This is a genomic window from Salipiger sp. ABF4_146 (genome assembly GCF_056161345.1).
In genome coordinates, this window is sequence record NZ_JBSWYX010000023.1 from 1 (window position 1) to 17478 (window position 17478).

A 17478-nucleotide genomic window follows, 5' to 3' on the forward strand; every position below is an offset into this window, starting at 1 on the left:
GACCGCTGCCCACAAGCCTTCTTCTCAGCAATCGCACTCGCTGCGACCGTAATCTTCTGGCTTTGAAGGAGAACGAGTCCTGAGCCTAGGCAAATTTCGACGAAAAAACTTGGAAGGTGTCGGGGCGTGCTCTTGGGGATAACGAGCACGCCCCTATCGGGACTACGTAGCGGCACAAATGGGGATGTTGGGAGTACCCGCTACGACGTCGTGTCAAAAACCAAATGAGATTGCTTTCGACATAGCTAAGGTCCGCAACTCCAAGTAGATTCGCAAGCACTAATTGACTTAAGGTCATCTTTCACTTGCGAACCAAGGCAAATGAGCACCGCGGAGCTGCACGTAGAGCTGGCGAAGTGTTGTCTCACGATCTAGCACCCGAACGGCTTTGTCGATTTCGTCCTCGGTTTTGCGGAAAGAACGCTTCAAGAGCTCCATGAAAGGCTGGGGTGCAATTGCGTTGGGTGAAATGATGTCTGAAACGCGGGTGTGGTAGTTATACGACCTGCGTTCCTTGTTAGCGAGCCGCTCGAGTGACGCAATGAACTCGTGGCAGTACGGCGGGTACCACCGCTTTCCCGGCTTTTCAGTCCTCTGACTTTCGGGAGGTCGGTTCGCTGAGTGGTCGACCAAGGTCTGAAACATCTTTTCCAAGGTCATCGTATCGTCAAAACGTACGAGGCGAGCCACATCCTCTTCGGTGAGGTTGAAGCGCATCTGCAGGATCCGCGCAAAGATTTCCGGGTCGATCATGTGTTTGGAGATCGCGTAGCCAACTGTCCTCGAGCCATTGAAGTGACCTGGACGGACAGCCGCTGCGATCTCGAGATCATTCAGAAACTCAGCAAACGTCTGCATACCATTCTTCCCGAACTCTTAAACCAACGACTCGAGAGCTTGCTCCATAAACGAAAATCAGGATACGCCCCTCACCCGTAGATGGCCAGAGCTGCTGACCTCGGAGACCAGCTCCAGACCAAGACGCTAGAGCGATTTCTCTGTTCTGCCGTTCAACCACCCAAGTCCAACCAAACAGAAGTCCCGCCGGAGCGGATCTCCGACGGGATCAAATTCAAAATGTTTGTCGTCTTCAGGCGATGGCGCCCTGACCATGTTTCTCGCGATGGATCGAGACGGCCTCGAGCAGCAGCTCTGGGTCTTCACCCGCCGGGCAGACCCGCTGGGCGATATCGAAATCGGACATGCCGCGTTGGAGGAGCTGCTCGATGACGGTGGACTGCTCGGTGCTGAAAATACCCATGTGAAAGTTCTCCTTTTTTGTGCCCAGACAAGGTAGCACCAGTAGGGCGACGAATATCGTCCACTGGCAGATGCTAGATGTAAGGGTGTCCACCGGGGCAGCCGGTGGGAGCCGTTTGTTAGCACAAACAGAGAACTCCACCAAGAACTTTTGATCGTTTGGCGAGCAAGGGCATGGGCGTATCATCGGTAGTACCGATTTACCTCAAAGTGAGGAAACCTCCTGCGCCAACATTGCCGCTTGAGTTCGGTTCGACACCCCCAACTTTCGGTACAGTGTTTTCAGGTATAATTTTATCGTTGGCTCTGCGAGGTCGAGGTCGCGCGCTATCTGCTTGTTGGATTTCCCAGCGCGAACACCTTTCAAGACTTCGCGTTCGCGCGATGACAGCTTCGAAATGACGGGATGTTCGGGTTCACTATCTTCTTGTGTCATGAATGCCAGGGGCGCATAGACCTCCCCCATCGCCATAAACCGCAAAGCGTTTAAGAGAGATTTGGGCGTAAGTGTTTTGGGCAGGAACCCTGCAGCTCCTAGGGCAAGTGCCTCTTCAGCGACATCCTTGCGGACTACCCCTGAGATGAGGGCTACTTTCTCAATATCAGGATGCTCAATCATCCGCTTCAGGCCTTCGAGCCCCAGCATTCCGGGCATGTCGTAGTCCAACACGACAAGGTCAAATGTCTGGCCCCCATCCGCAAGCTTCATCGCTTCTCCGAAAGTGCCAACACCGACAACTTCGTAGTCGTCCACCGTAGAGATGAAGGCGCTCAAGGTATCTCTCATCAGAGAATGGTCGTCGGCTAACAGTATACGCATCTTAAACTCGCCTTAAGGAAAATCTAGAACAACAATATATCCTAAGATGTAAGCCCGCTCTAGGCACTTGATCATCGCATTCCGGGAGACCGTAGAGCTGCAGTCAGATGAAAACATCTGATGCCAAGCCCTGTGAAGGGCACATGCTGAGCTTCAGGAGTTTGCAACGACATTAGACAACTCCTCGGGTGGCAGAGTCAGCTGCTTTCAGGCCATCCCCCTAGAACGACAGGAACTGGGTCTCCTCGTCTGCCGTCGGAGCTTCGCTAAAGTCGGCTTCATCTGGGATCCGACCGAAGGCAATCTTGGCGCCGACGTAGCCTCCGGAAATCTCGTCCTGCGCGCCTATGGAAAGGGCCTTCGCACCGTGAAGCCGGCGTAGGTCGTCCATCAGCTCGCTTACTTTCTCCCACTTCTCGCGCATGGCAGCGCCGCCTTCCTCGTCGAGCGCGCCGCCGAAAAGGTCTCCAGTGATGTCAGCATCCGAGGCCAGGCCGTGCAACATGACGCTCACAGCGCGCGGTACGTAAGGCAGCGATCGGCGGGCCTCCCGCAATCCCTTAGACGACGAGCGAATGAAGGTGTGGTCGTCCCTTGCCGCCGTGAAGCTGTCATTCCAGCTCCATCGAGCTTCATCGGGCCCGCGTCCTCCCCGGAAGCTCAAAGTGAGCTTGGCAGCGCGAAGATCGTCACGACGCAATCGTCGGGCAGCGCTCAGCAGGAGTTGTCGGGCGCAGGCTTCCACTTTTTCGGGCGTCCTGGCATCCCGAGGGAGCTCTCGCCCGTGCCCATACATGCTTTTCTTAGTCTCTGGGCGTTCTGCTACTCCCGCAGAAGGTTGCCTTGGGTCACGGCCGAGCGAGGTTTGAATATCCCTATTCTCGCGCACCTCAATCGGTGGCATGCTCGATCGTCACAAAGAGGGTGCGGCGGGCCGAGAGCCCGCGCCACCTGCGCCTTGCCGACGGCGCCTTTCAGCGCGGCCTTTATCCGGGTGCCTCCCATGCTTTTCGATCTCGGTTCCTACGCGCCTCAGGGCGCCCTTCTTCTGGTGGCTGCCGTCTTTGCCCTGTTCCTGACCGAGCGCTTCGCCGCCGAGGTCACCGCCCTTGGCGGTGTGGCCGTGGCGCTGCTGCTCGGCCTCGTGAGCACCGACGATGTGCTCAAGGCGTTGAGCAACTCCGCCCCGGCCACCATCGGCGCGATGTTCGTGCTGAGCGCCGCGCTGGTGCGCACCGGGGTGCTCGAGGCGGTGGCCGAGGGGCTGGCGCGCGGCATGCTCCGGCATCCGCGGCGGACGATCCTGCTCTTCTTTGCACTGGCGGCGATTGCCTCGGCTTTCATGAACAACACGCCGGTGGTGATGATCCTGATCCCGGTGGTCTTCGGACTGGCCCGACAGCTTGGCACCAGCGCCTCGCGGTTCCTCATGCCGCTCAGCTTCGTGGTGATCATGGGCGGCACCTGCACGCTCATCGGCACCTCGACGAACATCCTTGTGGACGGGGTCGCCCGCGATCTCGATCTCGCGCCTTTCTCGCTCTTCGAGATTGCCCCGCTCGGCATCGCGCTGGCTTTGCTGGGCAGCCTCTTTCTTGCCGTGGCCGCGCCGCGCCTGCTGCCCGAGCGGTTGGCGCTGGCCGAGATGCAGCCGCCGCGCAGCGGACGGTCATGGCGGGTCGAGCTCTTCGTGCCCGCGACCTCGCCGCTGATCGGCCGGAAGCTGAGTGACATTCCCGATTTTCGGCGCAGCGCCACCCGGCTGGTGGACCTCATACGCGAGGATGTCTCGCTGCGGCACAGCCTTCAGGCCGAGGTGCTGCACCCCGGCGACCGGGTGGTGCTGCATACTTCCGACACAGAGGTGGCGGGCTACCGGGGCGAGAGCTCGCGCAGTCTTGCCATTGCCGGTCTCGAGCCGGCAAACGCACGGCGTCATCAAGTGGTCGAAGCACTGGTGACGGACCGCAAAGGCGCGGTCGCGGAGCTTGGCTGGCGGCGCAGCCACGGCGTCTACCCCATCGCCCTGCACCGCAAGGGCAGCGCGCGTGATCTGCTGGAGGACCGGCTGCAGCTGAACCCGGGCGATACGATGCTGCTGGATGGGCCCGCCGAGGACATCGCGCGGCTCGCGCGGGATGAGGATCTGATCCTGCTGGCACCGCTGCAGGCCCGCGCATTCCGGCGCAGTAAGGCACCGATTGCGTTGGCGGTGCTGGCCATGGTCGTGCTGGGCGCGACGCTCGAGCTTGCGCCGATCCTGCCGCTGGCGATCATCGGAGCCGCCATCGTCCTACTGACCCGCTGCGTCGAGCCGGACGAGGGCATCGGCGCCATCGACGGCCGCCTGCTGCTGCTGATCGTTAGCATGCTGGTGCTGGGCACCGCGATGGAGCGCAGCGGGGCCATGGCGCTGATCGTGAACGGGATTTCCGGGCCGCTGGCGCAGCTCAGCCCAATCCTCGCACTCGCGCTGATCTACGCGGTGACGTCGGTGCTGACCGAGGTGGTGACCAACAACGCTGTCGCGGTGATCATGACCCCGATTGCCATCGGCGTGGCACAGGCGCTGGGGCTTGACCCGCGGGCTTTCGCCGTGGTCGTCATGTTCGGCGCCAGCGCCAGCTTTGCGACGCCGATCGGCTATCAGACCAACACGATGGTCTACAATGCTGGCGGCTACCGCTTCACCGACTTCCTGCGTCTGGGCCTGCCGATGAACATCATGGCCGGCGTCGTGACGGTGCTGCTGGCCCCGGTGTTCTGGCCGCTGCAGCCGTAGGGGATCAGGGCCAGAGCAGGTAGAGATAAGCGCCGTAGCCTACGAGCAACGCCAGCCCTTCCCAGCGGTCGATGCGGCGCGCAGTCGCTGCGAAGACCACGAGCAAGGCGCTCACGCCCACCATCAGCGGCGCATCGAAGGCGGTGATCTCGGCGGGCACCGCGCCCGGCGCGATCAGCGCCGTGGTGCCCCCGATGCCGAGAATGTTGTAGATGTTGGAGCCGACGATATTGCCGAAGGCCACATCCCCCTGCCGCTTCAGCGCGGCGATCACCGAGGTCACAAGCTCCGGCATCGACGTGCCGACCGCAACGATAGTCAGGCCGATCACCGTCTCGCCGATGCCGAAGGCACGCGCCAGCGCGACCGCCCCATCGACCAGCAGCGCACCGCCGAGCACCACGAGGCCAAGCCCGGCAAGGGCCAGCAGCAGCGGCAGGATCAGCCCACGGCGCCGCGAGGCGGCGCCAAGGCCGGGATCGGCCTGTAACAGCGCCGCGCTCTTGTCGTGGATCGCGCCATGTTCGCCTGTCGTACGCTCCTGCCGGATGACCATGACGATGTAGGCGACCAGACCCGCGACAAAACCTGCGCCGAGAAGGCGCCCCATGGGCAGCGCGATCGCCAGCGCCGCGAAGAGCGCCGCCACCCCGAGCATCAAAGCCGCATCACGCCGGAGCGCGGCCTCGGCGACGATCACCGGGCAGATCAACGCCGAGATGCCGCCGATCAGCAGAATGTTGGCAATGTTGGAGCCGACGATATTGCCATAGGCGATGCCGGGCGAGCCGCTGAGCCCGGCCTGCACCGAGGTCACAAGCTCCGGCATCGAGGTTCCGAAGCCGACGAGCGTGAGGCCGATGACCAGAGGTGAAACACCCAACCGCTCAGCGGCCTGCACCGCGCCTCGCACCAGCAACTCGCCGCCAGCAACCAGCAACACAAACCCCGCGATGAGCGGCAGCCAAGTCTCGACCATGTTGAACTCCGACGCCGACCAGCCGGCGCATCGCGGATGGAAGTGGCGATTCCTGTGATGGCCTTCAAGGTCCGGGAGGTCGGCTCGTGGAGGAATTCACTGCCTCACGGAATTGCTGAGTTGAGGCAATCAAGAATGATCTGCGCTCGATGCATAGTGGTACTGCCGGCCAATCAACGTTTATGTCCGTGTTGAGGAAGACCGCGACTGCCGCGGTTGCGAGGATAGGCCAAAAGTAAATGTCGCGTTTGGGCTCCGCACTGCCGTTCACCGCGCGCGGCATCGAGGTCAGCAGCGCGGACTTTTCAGGCATTCAGCCGAATCCGGGAAACAGGTCGTTCCGGCCCCAAACCGGACATCCATCACCTAACCGTCAACCCTATCACAACTACGCAAAACCGGGCATTCGCCGCGCGTGCGAAGGTCGACGACAGCCAAAGCTAGTTGGAGACGTTCGCGCCCTCCTGTGAACAGTGAGAGACCAGAGCAACCTGGTACTTTTGGCTTTGCCATCCAAAGACAGATACGCGGGCATGAACGCGTCAAGCGGAAGGCAAAAGCTTTTTCTTGTAATTGGCTAGATAGTGCTGCGAGAGGTAGTCGATCGTTTCGGGGACGGTCCGGGGAAATAAACCGTTGCAATGGTTGGCCCCCCGATGGAAAATCGTACCGTTGCCGTACCCATTGATCGATCTCGCGTTGCGCCCAGTCATTGACCAAAACCATTCCCCTCATACGTGCTGCAAACGTGCTTCCGCTGGTCCGGTGGATCGAGGCGAACCGCCTGCGCTCCGGCCCCTACCTTGCAGAGGCAGACCTTGACTACTGGTGCGCGCTGTCCCCGTTGGACCCGATCCCACTGCGCAGCGCGATTGACCTGCTGAGGCTGCTGGCAAGGGATCACGGTCCTGACATTGGCACGCGCATCGTTAATCAGGCAAGCTTGGCAGAAATCGGTTTCATTGGCGGGGTCGCGCTCGGCGCACGCACGCCCCTCGAAGCGCTTCAGCGGCTTAGCTTCGCGATGCCCATGCACTCGAGTCACGAAACCTTTCGGATTGGCGTCGACGAAGAGCATGTGCAGATTTTCCACACGCTCAAATTCCCGCTGGATGACGAGAGCCTTCATGCAATGCATGTGCTGTTTTTATCGATGATCCAACAGATATTGCGCTTTAGCGGACTGCATCCACCATTGTTTCGGCGCGTCGAAATGGTCCCCCATCCCCAACTTGGGCTGGCGCATATCTCACCGTCTTTCGATGATCGTCTGTCTCCCTCTGAAAATGCGTCACTGACAATCACGATCGACCTTTCGGTCGCACAGGTGCCGTTCCAATCCGTCGCGCGGGACCGAATGGCAAATCCCCGGCATGCACAGATTGCGCCCTTGGTTGACGATCCTACGCTCGCGGCTTCCGTGCGACCGGTGATCGCCGCGATGTTGCACGGCGGAGAGCCCAGCATCGAACGTATTGCAAACGCCTTTGGCAGCAGCGTGCGCAGCTTGCAGCGGCGCTTGAACGAAGAGGGCACGAGCTATTCCGAGCAACTCGATCTGGTTCGCCGCAATCTCGCATTGGCACAGTTGAACGAAGAAGACGTGTCATTGGCCGATTTGTCCGAACGACTGGGTTATTCGGCGCAATCCGCCCTGACGCGCGCCGTGCGCAGGCTGACCGGTCTTTCGCCCTCGGAACTGGACGCAAACCGCAGCCCGTAATTTTTGGCGCGCAAAGTAAAATCCACGCGCTCACCCCCTGCCTATACTCCTTGGAAAGAAACAAGCGCCTTGTGCAGCCTCAAGGCGCATTCGCGGGAGTAGATTTGGATGAACAAAGCGTTTCTGGCAGCAATCATGTCTCAGGCACTGGCAACAGGCGCCGTGGCGCAAGACAGTTTTGCGATGGCAAACGGCCCCATGCCTGGCGAATTGGGGCAAATCGCAAAGGAATGGGAATGTGTCCAAGGGCTCGACACGCCCGGCTATTTCAAATCCATGAACGGGGCCGAGGTCGCCGACAGCACCCGCAGTCAGGCCTATCCCTGTGCCAGTTTCCTTGGCGACTGGGACGGGCCGAACGACGTCTATGCCTATCGCGCCGACGGCGAATACCAAGGCGTTTTGTTTATGAACAACCGCCACCCCGGTGAATTGTACCTCACGGGTGGCAACAACCCTCCCGCGCAGGGCGTCGTTCCGGTTGGTCCTTGGGTCGCCAAGGTCGACGCGACCACCGGCAAGGAAATCTGGCGCACCGTGCTGGAAAACGGAAATGTCTCGGGCGCCTGGGTCGGGGCCGCCAACCTCAACATCCTGCCGGACGGAAATATCCCCATCGCCTTCGGCAACCACCTGGTCAAGCTGGATGGCGACACCGGACGGATCCTGCAACACCTCGCGCTCCCCGCCGATGCCCCGCCAGAGGGCAGCAATTTCAAGCATCTGACGATTGCCCCCGACGGGACGCTCATCATCAAGAACCAGACCCGCGCCACCCCCTGCACTATCCAGGGCACCTTGGCCGCGTTCCAATGCCCGGGCGGCGCGGCCAAGTCGCCCGGCTCCACGATCCTCGCGGTTGATCCTGAAACCTTCGACCTGCTGGACCGGATCAGCGTTCCCGAAAACGCGGTCACCCCTCACACGATCACCGAACATGACGGCAAGATCGCGATCTACGCGCCCACCGTTGCGCGGGTTCACCGGTTCTTCTGGAATCCCGCAAACCGCAAACTGTCAAAAGACGACAACTGGGTCATCGCCGACTATCTCGCCGAAGGCCAGACCGTAGGAGACGCCCCCGGCATCCTCGGAGACTGGGTCGTGATACAGGTGAACGGACTACCCAGTCAGAAAGCCGCTTCCGCCCTCGTCGCGATCAACCAGAGTGACCCGAGCAGGATCACCCGCGTCTATCCCTTTGGCACCGATCTGCCCACCGGGCTGAGCTGGGCGCCGCCCAAGGCCGCCGTGGATGCCGAGAACTCGACGGTGTTTTCGGCCGACCAGAACATGATGAAAATCGGCGCGGTCACCATGGACCGATCCAGCGGGGAGATGACCGTTGCATGGACAATGGACGGCGCCACAACCGCGCTTCAGGCGCTTTATGGCCCGGCTGACAAACGGGTTCTGGGCACTGCCCGCGCAGAACCCGGCGTGACGCAACAACAGCTTATGCAGACCTCGAACCCACCCTACAAACAACAGGCGATCTGGCTCGACGCCAAGACCGGCAGGTTGCTGGCCGAGTCCGATTTCTTCGAACCGATGAACTTCAACACCCTGCTGTCGCCGGGCTTTGGCGGGCGGTTCTACTACATGTGGGACAAGGGCTTCATCGTTCTCCAACCGATGCCTAAGCGCGATTGAAACCGTTAGCAAGGAAAGGCCAGCAAAATGAACATTTCGCGACGCCAGATGACAAGCTCAATCGCAGCATTCCTGTTCGGGTCTGCACTTTCGATCACCGCAGCGCATGCCGAAGAAGACTTGCATCTACTCTTCGTTCAGGGCGCACGTGCAATGCAAGCGGATACAGCGGCTGGGGCATTGCGGCTGACCGATGTTGCAGACCAGACCATCTATTTCAGCGACCGTCCGGCTAGGGTGGCAGGCCATATCGACACGGCCACATTTGTAGATCACTGGGACACTGGCGAGGACAGCTTTGCCGTGACCCCACCGAACGCGACCCTGTCGGTCTTTGATCCGAACATGGAGAAAAATCATGCCGTTGTAATTGTCGTGACCGATCCCCGGATTGAAGGCGACGATCTCCTTTACGGGTACAGGGTGCTCGAGGGCACCATGCCCGAATCCGGCGGCGCTGCGGCGTTATTCATCGACACATTTGGTCCGGGTGGCGGTGTTGGTGCCGGATTTCATGGAGTCGGCGTCGGCGCGCGTGGCCCGGGGGTCGCTGGATGGCGCGGTGTCGCGGCGGCAAATTGCGTCAACTCGGACTGCTGAATGCGAACCTCGATGTGAAAGGAAGGCACTCCATGAAGACACTTCTGAAATGGCTTATGTTTTGGCTGTCCAGTGGTTTGACTGCTGCTGCCTATGCGGCGGACCAGAAAATCGAGAATTTCACCCTGACCGGCACCCGGGGCATGCGGTTCTGTGAATTCCTGCTCATTTTTGAGGACAGGGTGGAAATCTACAACACCTCGGCCTCGCCCGGCTGCCCGCCAGAACAATGGGATGCGCTTGATCCGGCGCAGATTGCCGCCAATCAGGGTGCCCAGAAAGCCCAACTGAACGGACCCAAGTATTGGGCCATGGACGAGCAAGTTCTGGGGTTTGGCGAAAGCAAGAATTTCGGCGGGATCGAAGCCCGCTATGCGGCGACGCTGCCCCTTGCCGCGCTGGGATCGGGAGAAGGTGCCGACCCTTACGCGCCATATGTCACCAAGAAGGCGCAAAGGATGATCTACAAGGCGGGACGCCCCGTCTATGAACTGGTCGACGCCGAAGGCAACGCCTATGTCATGAACGCCTATGGCAGCAAGGTTCCCGATGGCGATCCGGCCAAGCTTGAGGCGGTCATGCCAATTGCCGAGGGCTGGCAATTCCGGGTGCGCAGCCCAGAGGACGATCTCGTGATCGACCAGAAAGGCGATGTTGCATCACACATGGTGGGCGACGGCTTCCATCAATACTATTCCCTGGAAGTGGTGAAATGATCATGCAAGGCGCGTCTCTCCAGATCATGAGGGCCAAACCGTGGAGGGCGCTTGGTCCCGCCGCCGCTCTTTTAGCGCTGGCACTGACGGTTTCGACGGGGTTTGCCCAGTCGCGGTCAGGTTACGGCCCGGCGCCGTCTCTGGAAGGGGGCGACAGCGTTACCGAGGATATCCACCAAGACGATATTGCCACCGGCGCGTTTTTCAAGATCCCCGGAAAGCCGCTGAAACCTTGGTTCGACGCCAAGCGCCGCTGGAACGACAAATACGGGCTCAAGCTGAACTTCAGCTACCAGTCGCTGCACCAGAAATCGAACAACAGCACCGGCCCCGACGAGGCCGCCGCCGGTCGAATCGAATTGAACGGCTCATGGACATTGGTCGGAAGAGGTACGAAAAACGCCGGTCGCCTAACATTCCGAATTGAGGACCGTTCGACATTCGGAACCGCAGTTCCGCCGTCTAAACTGGGGAATGGTTTCGGCAGCGGAACGCTTGTCGGGACCGGTTTCAGCGACTACAAGAATGCCAATCTTTCGGAACTGGCATGGCGTCAGTCGCTGATGGACGGGCGCCTGCGCTTTGTTGTCGGCAAGATCAGCGCCGTCGGATTTTACGGCGGGCACGCGCTGTCTTCGCCAAAACGTGGGTTTCAGAACACCGCCCTACAAGCCAGCAACACCCGCGCATTTCCCGGACGTGGCATCGGTGGCGGTTTCGCGTACCAGTTCTCGCCGAATTTCGTCGGGCTGTTCGGCATACATGATGCGAATGCCAAGACAACCGACAACCCGTTTGACACGATCGGCCAGAGTGAGTTTTTGAAATCGCTTGAGTTTCGCTGGTATACCACCACGCCCGAACGCGCCCGCTGGGATCAGGTGCGGCTCCATCTCTGGCATCAAGATGCGCGTGTGAAAGCAGGCGTTGCCGAAAGCTATGGCGCGAATATCGTCGCTAGCAAGCTCATGTTCGACGACAAGGTCATGCCGTTCTTTGTTGCTGGTATCTCAGATGGCAACGCGTCTCTCTTCAAAAAGGACCTCGCGATCGGGGTCAGCTTTGCATTTGACACAACCGCTAGCAAAGCCCGCGATGTTCTCGGGATGGGCATCGCCTGGGGAGAGCCATCCAACAGCGCCCTTCAGGAGCAGATCACTGGTGAAACCTACTACCGATTTCAGCTTCTGGACAACCTCGCGATCACCCCGTCCATTCAAGTCATCAAGAACCCGATCGCCAACCCCAACAAGACAACTGTGGCGGTTGTCGGACTGAGGATAAGGGCGACGTTCTGAACCGCCGCCTTTGCGCCCGACGGTTAAGTCAAGATTGCTGCTCTTTGGCGTTGCCTGCCGCAACTGCGACATAGGCACGGAATGGTTTCGGGGGCGCCATGCGACTACGTAATTTTTTTCATCGGTTTGAGTTGGTCTAGGATGTCAGCTTTTGGCCAGCAATCAGCGTAGCTCGCGTATGAGGCGAATGACCGGTTTCCGCCATCGTGTCGAATGTTGCGCGTAAGACCGAGGTCGTCTGTGGGCTCGGAGCTGTCATGCGGCAGCCGATCTTCACCGACCGGATCGCGGACTTTCCGGCCATTCGGCGATTAGCTGGTGCAATTGCAGCATGACGAAGGAATTACTCGCAGCCGCAGCAAACGGGGTTCTGCACCGCAGCGCAGATCACGTTAGCGGTCGTTCAAGGCCGCACCAAACCCGGGAGTCTAAACCCACCATTCGCTGCGCCTAGCCTCAGGGCCGCCGATGCGGACTTTCCGGATCTTCGCTGCAGCGCGACAAAGAGGAATGAACGACTCTCGGGCCGCCCATCCCCACTGACCATCCCAGACATACTCACATCGGGCTGTACCAGATCGGTGAGGTATAGGCGCGCTCGGTGGTGATCATTTGCACTTCTTCCGGCACCTCGACGCCAAAGCGCTTCGCCTCATAGGCGGTCCAGCGCGGCGTCGGGATCTCGATCACCCGGGCGTAGTAGAAGGCTGGCAGCGCGGCATCGAACTCCGGGTCCTGCCAGACGCCGATCAACTCGGGCGCGCCGATGGTGTTGGTCCAGCTTGCGTTGGCCACATCGACTGTATTGCCCACATCCGGCAGCTTGCCGTTTTCATCTGGCGCCCGGTCGCCCGACCAGACCACGTCGAAGACCTTTTCATGGGTGCGCCTTCGGCGTCGATCCAGCCTTTCACCATCTGAATGCTGTCGAGATTGCCCGACAGCGGGTCCTTCAGCGCCGCCATCAGAAAGCTGGGCGCGGCGCCATCCGGAGCAGCCCCGAGATCGCCTCCCATGGGCACCCCCTTTGCATAGCCCGCGTCCGCCGGAAGGCGGCTGATCGTGTCGGCCTCGGAAAAGTCATAGCCGCCAAAGAAGCGCACCGTCATGCGCGAGCCGGTGGTCGCATAGGTCTCTTTGCGCATCATCGCGTCGAAGATCGCCGCGCGGGTGTTCTCGGAGGCCCAGACCGCGCCGAGGCCGCCCGCCGCCTGCTTCCAGCCGTAGATGGTCAACGACGGGTCGGGCGCTTCGATCACCGCATGCTCCCAGCGGTGCGGCTCGGGCTCGACGCCCGAATGCTTGCCAAAGAAGTTGTCCTCCTGCGCCGTGGCCATGCTGGTGTGCGAGTCCGTGGCGCCGACCATGCCAAACTTGAAGGGGTTCACCCCAAGATCGCGCTCGATGGCAAGCCCGCGCTTCAGCGCCTCGCGGGCGTATTCCCCGGCGAGCATGTCGGGGGTCTTCACTTCGGTGCCATTGAGGTTCGAGGCGTCCCAGGTGTCGTGATCGGCGAACTCATCATCGGGGCTTAGGAAAGGATGCGCCTCCAGTCCTTGAGCCTGCCGAACATGATCTCGATGCGGTTGCGCCGCTTGTATCTCCGCTTGTCATATTTGACCGGCGTCTTGCGTTTCTTCCGGCCTGGGATGCAGGCGCGTATCCCCTTGTCCTGCAACGCTTCTCTGAACCAGTCAGCGTCATAGCCACGATCCCCTAGTAGCCATTTGACGTTTGGTAGGCGACTGAGCAGCGCCCGTGCGCCGATATAATCGCTGACCTGTCCAGCGGTGACGAACAGGTCGATCGGTCGCCCCGGACTGTCGCAGATGGCGTGCAGCTTGGTGTTCATACCGCCTTTGGTTCGACCAATCAGGCGACCACGCCCCCCTTTTTGGCGGCCATGCTGGTCGCCGTTCGGTGGGCCTTGAGGTATGTCGCGTCGATCATCACGGTCGTCTTCTCACCGTGTTCCGCCGCCAGTCCGGCCATCATCCGCGCGAAGATGCCCTTTTCGCTCCAACGCTTCCAGCGGCTGTAAAGTGTTTTGTGAGGACCATATGCAGCAGGAGCGTCACGCCAACGCAAGCCATTGCGATTGATGAAGATAATCCCGCTCAGCACTCGCTTGCCATCGACCCGAGGCGTCTCGTGTGACTTGGGAAAAAAGGGAGCCAGACGTGCCACCCGCGCGTCGGTCAGCCAGAAGAGATCGCTCATGTAATCGCTCCGTTTTCGGAGGCGTGAATCACGCAGCGCAAATGAGATCAATGCATCCTGGCCCTAGCCCGGCATGCCGCCCACGGTCGCAGCGCTCGCGGAGAAACTGCCCGCGACGAAGCCCTAGGCCAGCGGTTGAATCTGCGGACCCATCGCTCAAGCGGCGACGACGGCAAGCAACACGAAGAGGCAGAGGCTTCACGTTTTGTTGCGCGTATCAAAACCGCAACGCATGGTCATGCGGCAAGACTTCGCCTATGGCACTCGATGCTGGTTTCCCTCAGGCTAGTTACAAGCGCTTGATGCTAGATTTGGTTTCCACGTTAATGCCCTGTCAGAACAGTAAATTGGCCGCAAATGTCGCCCAAGTGACTCGTCTCCTCTTGCTAGGGCTTCCATGCCTTTTGCTTGCGGCCTGTGCCAGCTTTCCGCTCAGCTACACCGAGTTTCAAGCGCGGCTTGACCGCGCGCCCTACCAATATCAACCGCTTTCGAGTGCGTGGATCTCGGTGCCCGAGGCCCAGATGGTGCTGGAGCGCCGCTACCGCTCTGTCACCGAGCAGCGCATTCTGCTGCCCAACCTGACTGCCATGCCCGGTGAAAATTTCGTTCTGCTGCAGTCCGAGCGCTCGCCGCTCTCGCTTGGCGGACGCTTCCGTCCGGCCGATCTGCTGGCCTCGGCGCAGGGCACACCGCCTCCCTTTGAGCGCTTCGAGGAACTGACGTTCCGCACCTCCGAGGATGCCCTCGGCATGATGAGCTGGGCGCGATGGACCAACAATGCCGGGCTCAACTGCGTGCTGGCGTTCCGCCGCCTCGAGGCCACTAGCCGCACCGTACTGCGCGGCACGCCGGCCATGGACATGATGCTCCGCAACTGTCTCCATGGCAGCGAGGAAGAGGCGCTGGCCCCAATCGGGCCAGCAGCGGTCGGATTTGCCGCAAGTCCGCTTGCTCCCGTCGCTGCCCCAGAAATGCTTTCCCCACTGGCGGGGCCACTTCCATGAAGTCATCTAATGCGCAGCCTGCCAGCTCGCTCCTGCTGTTCGGAGTTTGGGTGGTTCTTACCGTGCCGTTGCTGTTTCTGGCCTCGGTACCGATCTCGGTCAGCACGCAGGGCCTGCTGGCGCTGATCTCCTGTGTGCTGATCTACGCACTGAAACCCTTGGTGGGCACGCGGATCTCGATCCGCTTCATAGTGATGTCGATCGCCGGTGTGTTCGTGCTGCGCTACTGGCTCTGGCGCGCCTTCGAGACGCTGCCGTCGCTGGACGATCCGGTCTCGCTGATCGCGGCGCTGATCTTGTTCGGAGCGGAGACTTTCACCGTCGGGCTGTTCTTTCTCACCGCGCTGATCACCGCCGATCCGGTCTCCCACCCGCGGCCCGCGCCGATCAAGCTCAGCGACGTGCCGACGGTCGATATCCTTGTGCCGAGCTACGACGAGAGCCCCGAGCTGCTGGCGGTCACGCTGGCCGCGGCCAAACGCATCTCGTACCCCGACGACAAGAAGACCGTCGTGCTCTGCGATGACGGCGGCACCGATCAGCGCTGCGCCCATAGCGATCCGGCGATTTCTGAGAAGGCGCAGGCGCGCCGGGCAAACCTGCAGGCGCTCTGCCGCGAGCTCGGCGTGGTCTATACCACTCGTGCAAAGAACGAGCACGCCAAGGCTGGCAACCTCAATGCCGCCATGCAAAAGGTCAGCGGAGAGCTTGTGCTGATCCTCGATGCGGACCACGTGCCGACGCCGGATTTCCTTGCGCGGACCGTCGGATACTTCGCCGAACGCCCGCGGCTGTTTCTCGTGCAGACCCCGCACTTCTTCACCAACCGCGACCCGATCGAGCGCAACCTCGCCCTCCCGGAGAACTGCCCCTCGGAGAACGAGATGTTCTATTCCGAAATTCACCGCGGGCTCGACCGGCTGGGCGGCGCGTTCTTCTGCGGGTCGGCCGCGCTGTTGCGGCGCCGGGTGCTCGACGAGGTCGGCGGCATCTCGGGTGAGACCATCACCGAGGACGCCGAAACCGCGCTCGACATCCACGCCCGCGGCTGGGAGAGCATGTATCTCGATCACGCCATGATCGCGGGTCTGCAACCCGAGACCTTCGCCTCGTTCATCCAGCAGCGCGGCCGCTGGGCGACGGGCATGATCCAGATGCTGATCCTCAAGAACCCGATCTTCCGCAGCGGGCTCTCGCTGCCACAGCGGCTGTGCTACCTCAATTCCATGAGTTTCTGGCTGTTCCCACTGGTCCGTACGGTCTTTTTGCTCAGCCCGCTGTTCTACCTGTTCTTCGGCCTCGAGATTTTCGTCGTCGAGCCAGAAGAGGTTTTCGTCTACATCCTGCCCTACCTGCTGATCGGCTTTATGGTGCAAAATGCGCTGTTCTCCGAGGTGCGATGGCCGCAGATTTCCGAGGTCTACGAAATCGCGCAGACCCCCTATCTGCTCAAAGCGCTGGTCGAGACCGTGCTGCGCCCGCGCGCGGCGACTTTCAAGGTGACCGCCAAGGACGGCAGCCTCGAGCATGCGTTTCTGTCGCCGATCTACCGGCCGCTCACGCTGCTGGTGCTGCTGCTGCTGGCGGGGCTCGCCGCAGGGGCCTACCGCTGGTACGCCTTCCCTGGCGACCGGTCTGTCGTGCAGATCGTCGGGGCCTGGGCGCTGTACAATTTTGTGCTGGCGGCCTTCGCCCTGCGCGCGGTCTTCGAGCGCCCGCGCCGGCTGCTGCGGCCGCGCACAGCGGTTTCCGCCTCGGGGCGGATCACCCGGACCGAACCCGCCGGCAGCGCCAATCTTACTGCCGATCCTACCGGCAACCTCAGCACCGAACATGGCGCCCCGGAAGCGCCGCGCGAGGACCAGGTGGCGATCGTTTCCGCCAACCCCGAGCGCTTCCAGCTGCAGGTCAATAACCCCGCGCATGAGGCTTGGAGCGCCGAACAGATCGGCGCCAAGGTCACGCTCTACCCGAGCCTGCCAAAGGCCCCCGAGCTCGAAACCGCCCTGCCGCTGACCGTCTCCGAGGTCCGCGCGGGGGTCGACGGCACCATGATCGAACTCAGGGTCGCACCGGAGCAGATGGTACAGGCAGCACGGCTGACGGCCCATGTGGTCTACGGCGATAGCCGCAGGTGGCAGTTCTTCCGCAAGTTGCACTCGCGGAGCAGCACGCTGGTCGCCGGTCTGCTATATGTTCTGGCCAAGAGTGCGATCGCCCTGCCGCGCACCGTCTTCGACTTCGCGAGCGAGCTGACGCGGCGCAGCGGCGAGCCCGAGGCCGATGAAACTCTGTTCGAGGATGCCTTCACAGCGTCCGCAAGGACCACCGAGAGGGCGGCTGTCCCAGAAACCGGTGCGGTGACGGTTCCGGTGATTGCCGCGCAGCCCGACGACTACCTCAGGGTCGAGGAGTAGCGC

The 17478-nt window shown here is 61.2% G+C and carries 13 protein-coding genes and 2 pseudogenes; 8 read left to right on the plus strand and 7 right to left on the minus strand.

Annotated features, from left to right (window positions below):
- Positions 1-294: 294 nt before the first annotated feature.
- The 4 genes from ACXAJT_RS22940 to ACXAJT_RS22955 form a co-directional block, all read right to left on the minus strand.
- Entirely contained in the window at positions 295-858 is a 564-nt protein-coding gene (locus ACXAJT_RS22940) for a hypothetical protein (protein WP_475239627.1), read from the minus strand.
- Between the two features lie 232 nt (positions 859-1090).
- Positions 1091-1261 (minus strand): hypothetical protein, encoded by a 171-nt coding sequence (locus ACXAJT_RS22945; RefSeq protein WP_475239631.1) that lies wholly within the window; start codon positions 1259-1261, stop codon positions 1091-1093.
- A gap of 204 nt (positions 1262-1465) precedes the next feature.
- Positions 1466-2080, minus strand: a complete 615-nt coding sequence (locus tag ACXAJT_RS22950) for a LuxR C-terminal-related transcriptional regulator (protein WP_475239633.1) — start codon at positions 2078-2080, stop codon at positions 1466-1468.
- A gap of 220 nt (positions 2081-2300) precedes the next feature.
- Entirely contained in the window at positions 2301-2984 is a 684-nt protein-coding gene (locus ACXAJT_RS22955; RefSeq protein WP_475239635.1) for a DinB/UmuC family translesion DNA polymerase, read from the minus strand.
- Between the two features lie 99 nt (positions 2985-3083).
- On the opposite strand from ACXAJT_RS22955, the gene ACXAJT_RS22960 reads away from it, so the two are divergent.
- The gene (locus tag ACXAJT_RS22960) at positions 3084-4862 is read left to right on the plus strand and encodes an SLC13 family permease (protein WP_475239637.1); all 1779 of its coding nucleotides are present in this window, start codon (positions 3084-3086) and stop codon (positions 4860-4862) included.
- Positions 4863-4866: 4 nt separating this feature from the next.
- On the opposite strand, the gene ACXAJT_RS22965 is transcribed toward ACXAJT_RS22960, so the two are convergent.
- A complete protein-coding gene (locus ACXAJT_RS22965; protein WP_475239639.1) occupies positions 4867-5841 on the minus strand; it encodes a calcium/sodium antiporter in 975 nt (324 codons plus the stop codon).
- Positions 5842-6553: 712 nt separating this feature from the next.
- Between ACXAJT_RS22965 and ACXAJT_RS22970 the strand changes: the two genes are divergently transcribed.
- The 5 genes from ACXAJT_RS22970 (at position 6554) to ACXAJT_RS22990 (ending at position 11831) form a co-directional block, all read left to right on the plus strand.
- Positions 6554-7564: a helix-turn-helix transcriptional regulator gene (locus ACXAJT_RS22970; protein ID WP_475239641.1), complete on the plus strand. Its 1011-nt coding sequence runs from the start codon at positions 6554-6556 to the stop codon at positions 7562-7564.
- A 108-nt stretch (positions 7565-7672) separates the two neighbouring features.
- The gene (locus tag ACXAJT_RS22975; protein WP_475239644.1) at positions 7673-9217 is read left to right on the plus strand and encodes a PQQ-binding-like beta-propeller repeat protein; all 1545 of its coding nucleotides are present in this window, start codon (positions 7673-7675) and stop codon (positions 9215-9217) included.
- A 27-nt stretch (positions 9218-9244) separates the two neighbouring features.
- Positions 9245-9817 carry a hypothetical protein gene (locus tag ACXAJT_RS22980; protein WP_475239649.1) on the plus strand — a complete coding sequence of 191 codons (573 nt, stop codon included), beginning with the start codon at positions 9245-9247 and terminating at the stop codon, positions 9815-9817.
- Positions 9818-9849: 32 nt separating this feature from the next.
- Positions 9850-10533, plus strand: a complete 684-nt coding sequence (locus ACXAJT_RS22985; protein ID WP_475239654.1) for a hypothetical protein — start codon at positions 9850-9852, stop codon at positions 10531-10533.
- The gene (locus ACXAJT_RS22990; protein ID WP_475239657.1) at positions 10530-11831 is read left to right on the plus strand and encodes a carbohydrate porin; all 1302 of its coding nucleotides are present in this window, start codon (positions 10530-10532) and stop codon (positions 11829-11831) included. The genes ACXAJT_RS22985 and ACXAJT_RS22990 overlap by 4 nt, the downstream gene beginning before the upstream one ends.
- 558 nt (positions 11832-12389) lie before the next feature.
- Here ACXAJT_RS22990 and ACXAJT_RS22995 read toward each other — a convergent pair.
- A pseudogene (locus tag ACXAJT_RS22995) lies at positions 12390-13432 on the minus strand (DUF3604 domain-containing protein).
- Positions 13372-14051: pseudogene (locus ACXAJT_RS23000) on the minus strand (IS5 family transposase); the annotation flags it as partial. The pseudogenes ACXAJT_RS22995 and ACXAJT_RS23000, both read right to left, overlap by 61 nt.
- A gap of 257 nt (positions 14052-14308) precedes the next feature.
- Between ACXAJT_RS23000 and ACXAJT_RS23005 the strand changes: the two are divergent.
- On the plus strand, positions 14309-15058 hold the full coding sequence (locus tag ACXAJT_RS23005) for a hypothetical protein (protein WP_475239660.1): 750 nt from the start codon (positions 14309-14311) through the stop codon (positions 15056-15058).
- On the plus strand, positions 15055-17475 hold the full coding sequence (gene bcsA, locus ACXAJT_RS23010) for a UDP-forming cellulose synthase catalytic subunit (protein WP_475239662.1): 2421 nt from the start codon (positions 15055-15057) through the stop codon (positions 17473-17475). Before ACXAJT_RS23005 ends, bcsA begins: the two co-directional genes overlap by 4 nt.
- Positions 17476-17478: the final 3 nt, after the last annotated feature.

Excerpts from the sequence above, each read along its gene's own strand:
- ACXAJT_RS22940 (WP_475239627.1), bottom strand. The coding sequence starts at position 858 with ATGCAGACGTTTGCTGAGTTTCTGAATGATCTCGAGATCGCAGCGGCT.
- ACXAJT_RS22945 (WP_475239631.1), bottom strand. The coding sequence starts at position 1,261 with ATGGGTATTTTCAGCACCGAGCAGTCCACCGTCATCGAGCAGCTCCTC.
- ACXAJT_RS22950 (WP_475239633.1), bottom strand. The coding sequence starts at position 2,080 with ATGCGTATACTGTTAGCCGACGACCATTCTCTGATGAGAGATACCTTG.
- ACXAJT_RS22955 (WP_475239635.1), bottom strand. The coding sequence starts at position 2,984 with ATGCCACCGATTGAGGTGCGCGAGAATAGGGATATTCAAACCTCGCTC.
- ACXAJT_RS22960 (WP_475239637.1), top strand. The coding sequence starts at position 3,084 with ATGCTTTTCGATCTCGGTTCCTACGCGCCTCAGGGCGCCCTTCTTCTG.
- ACXAJT_RS22965 (WP_475239639.1), bottom strand. The coding sequence starts at position 5,841 with ATGGTCGAGACTTGGCTGCCGCTCATCGCGGGGTTTGTGTTGCTGGTT.
- ACXAJT_RS22975 (WP_475239644.1), top strand. The coding sequence starts at position 7,673 with ATGAACAAAGCGTTTCTGGCAGCAATCATGTCTCAGGCACTGGCAACA.
- ACXAJT_RS22980 (WP_475239649.1), top strand. The coding sequence starts at position 9,245 with ATGAACATTTCGCGACGCCAGATGACAAGCTCAATCGCAGCATTCCTG.
- ACXAJT_RS22985 (WP_475239654.1), top strand. The coding sequence starts at position 9,850 with ATGAAGACACTTCTGAAATGGCTTATGTTTTGGCTGTCCAGTGGTTTG.
- ACXAJT_RS22990 (WP_475239657.1), top strand. The coding sequence starts at position 10,530 with ATGATCATGCAAGGCGCGTCTCTCCAGATCATGAGGGCCAAACCGTGG.
- ACXAJT_RS23005 (WP_475239660.1), top strand. The coding sequence starts at position 14,309 with ATGGCACTCGATGCTGGTTTCCCTCAGGCTAGTTACAAGCGCTTGATG.
- bcsA (WP_475239662.1), top strand. The coding sequence starts at position 15,055 with ATGAAGTCATCTAATGCGCAGCCTGCCAGCTCGCTCCTGCTGTTCGGA.